This is a genomic window from Rhodoferax lacus, assembly GCF_003415675.1.
Lineage (GTDB): Bacteria > Pseudomonadota > Gammaproteobacteria > Burkholderiales > Burkholderiaceae_C > Allorhodoferax > Allorhodoferax lacus.
Map to the genome: position 1 here is coordinate 1 of NZ_QFZK01000045.1, position 2,742 is coordinate 2,742.

3 protein-coding genes are annotated in these 2,742 nt (G+C 48.4%); all 3 read left to right on the forward strand.

Features of this window, described 5'->3' with window-relative positions; translation table 11 throughout:
• The coding region (locus DIC66_RS23540; protein WP_233506084.1) for a hypothetical protein at positions 1–736 on the forward strand (736 nt) is incomplete at its 5' end.
• Positions 737–740: 4 nt separating this feature from the next.
• Entirely contained in the window at positions 741–1,556 is an 816-nt protein-coding gene (locus tag DIC66_RS22640; protein WP_147321406.1) for a hypothetical protein, read from the forward strand.
• A gap of 354 nt (positions 1,557–1,910) precedes the next feature.
• Complete coding sequence (locus DIC66_RS22645; RefSeq protein WP_117180445.1) at positions 1,911–2,423, forward strand: hypothetical protein; 513 nt, start codon at positions 1,911–1,913, stop codon at positions 2,421–2,423.
• Positions 2,424–2,742 lie beyond the last annotated feature (319 nt).

The following is a 2,742-nucleotide window of genomic DNA, read 5'->3' on the forward strand; positions in this document are numbered from 1 at the left end:
AATGGATGTGGTCCTACAATCACGACCGCCCAAATATGGCCCTGGGCGGTTTCACCCCAAAGCAGCATCTGGCCATGGCTGCATAACTGTTCTACTTTTAGGTTCAGTGGAAATCGGTGGGATTACCGACCAACATATTGTGTCAAAAGCGTGTGTGGAGCTCTTGCGCCTTGGAAATATGGCGCTCAGGGCGCGTGGTGAATTGCGGGGTCAACGACTAAAAGATCCGCGAGCCGCATTGGTGGCGCTTGACTTGGACATGTCGCGTGCCCGGCATGCAAAGCTGCAGGCATGGTGTCAACACTTGGACCAGATCCCGATTCCGCAAATGTCAATCGACGTCTGGGAATCCTGGGAAGATGCCAAATGGGGCATCTTCATTCAGATCTCTCGCGATTTGCGGGCAGACCTGTGGTTAGGTTTCCTTGCCAGTTTGCAGTTTCCAACTTCAAAAATGGTGATCAAGCAAGTACCGCTGGAGCCGCAGCAAAAAGCTGACCTTGAAGCTTGTGTACTTCTATCACTTGTTGAAGCCACCACTTTAAGTCCGGCAGTCGTCCCTCGAAGCGTCCCGGTTGAGCCGCACGGTGGTCGCCCAGATGTCTATCTTCACATTGCCAATGAGGATGAAAAAGTTACCGACCACACGGGTGCCGCCTTTGAGACCGGAGGATTGGAAGCATTGATGCTTGTAATCCGCTTGGTTTCTGTGGCGGTTCATGGTCGTCAGGAGTGACTCCATGAAAATCACCAAGATTCAAATCCAATTGGCGGACAAAGGCATATTTCTCACCAAACGGGAGCAGGAACCGCGCGAGCGTGCTGCAATTGAAGAAATTTACAGTTTGATCCCCGTTCTCAGCGAGGTCAGCGGTTCACTCCCGTCCATCTCTGTAGGTGCCATTGATAACCAAGTTTTTCTGAGCGTTTCAATTCTCTCGGGCACGCGCCTGTTCATTGATGCTGAAAAATGGTCTTCAAAAACTCGACGTATTCTGGAGATCGACGATGGCCTTGTGGACCAAGTTCAATTGGAAGAGTGCATTCAGCTCACACGGCTGCTGCTTGCAAAAGCTGCGATGAAAGAGCCTGACTCCATACGGATTTACCGTGAGCAGTTTGAAGCGCGCATCAAGGGAAAGGTCGCAAACAAATTCAGAAAAGAACTTGGCAATCGATTTGCATTGACAGTAGATGATACCCAGCATTCGTTTCAGAAGCCGTTGCTTCCAACAGAGTATGTGGAGCCGCAATTGCGTAGCTGGCAGGCAACCGTGCGACAGATGCAAAAAAATACTGATTTCAAATGCAATCAAATTATTGAACTTTGCATGACACCCTTGAGGCACAATTTCTTCCCTGACCCACGAGCAACCTTTCCGTTCACGAGGATTCTTGCAACACGCAGCTATGGCCACGGTCAAATTCTTCATCGATCGATGGAATCCAAATTGCCAGTGCAATTCCTCGGTCATTTGGTCATTCACGAATTCTCTGGCGAAGTCATTGCACTGCAGATCGTCTCGGTGAGTGATTCTCTGGTCGCTGAAGATTAGTGATCAGTCTGCGCTCACTGCGAAGACTGAGATCACAATAAGAAAATTTACGCAAGTTGTTGATGAATGAGTGGGAAGCGCAGAAATATGGTCACTCGTGTGCCTAGAAATGTGAAAGCATCTCTTTGGCAATGCAGGTACTTACAAGCACATCACGAACATTGCGTACTCGCCGTCAACTTCACGACATGATTCTTCCGCGGCGTATATTCGATTAGACGAAATTACAACGTATTTTCCTACGATAGCGGTGAATAAACCCCCTTAGCCCGGCACCATATTTTTTGCCATTCTGGCCCAATAAATCGTACCGAATTCCATTCCGGAGTAAGGACATTTATAGGAAACCTAACGATGAAAAAGCAAGCTAAAAGGGCCACCAATTCCAGCAATAGAGTCGCCCAGGCGCGTGGGCTCTCTTCCATTGAGAAATCGCGTACTGAATGGATCTCCTTCAGTTGGCCCGGACCTCACCCACTATCCAAGGTTCATCCAAGTGAGTACCAGAAGGTCGCAACGATGTTGTGCATCCAGATTGTCGTTGCAGCTATAGGTGAAACAAGCATGCTGGAAACAGCCATTGACGCTGCGACTTTCTATGCATCATTGGTCCCCGAAGAGTTGTTCAAAATGTGCACTGCAGTGTCTGAGTCAATGATTCTCAATGCGCAGAATAAGTGTTTTGCTTCCAGGCCTCAAGGTAAGGACGTGGTTGTCAAAATGTTGAATGACACATCCGCACTGAATGTGTTTTTGTCCATGCACAGCGATGCAGTTGTGAGTACTGATGAGGAAGTTTTGGAGTACTTCATCGAAGATATTCATCTCTATTACTTTGATTGGAAGTCTGACACTTCTTCTGATTAGGATATTGTCAGGGTATCAGGATCTACCGGATGCCTGCCGGCGGATCCAGAGTTAAGTGACCGCTACACCTCCTGTATAACTGTTACATACGTAAGTAAAAAAGTAAGTCCAAGCAGAATTCAGACTGAGACTACTTACGGGAGGCTGTTATCGGATAGCACTAAATACATGAAGGCTTTACGTTAACCGGGGTGAATCGCCCCGGGTTTTGAGGAGGCTCCAACATTTGAGAAGATGGAGCCATGAGAAAGTCAACGAAGTTTTCCCCCGAAGTCCGCGAACGTGCAGTGCGCATGGTGCAGGAGCACCGTGGCGAATA

Coding starts and splice junctions, on each gene's coding strand:
- DIC66_RS22645 (WP_117180445.1), top strand. CDS start 1,911: ATGAAAAAGCAAGCTAAAAGGGCCACCAATTCCAGCAATAGAGTCGCC.
- DIC66_RS22640 (WP_147321406.1), top strand. CDS start 741: ATGAAAATCACCAAGATTCAAATCCAATTGGCGGACAAAGGCATATTT.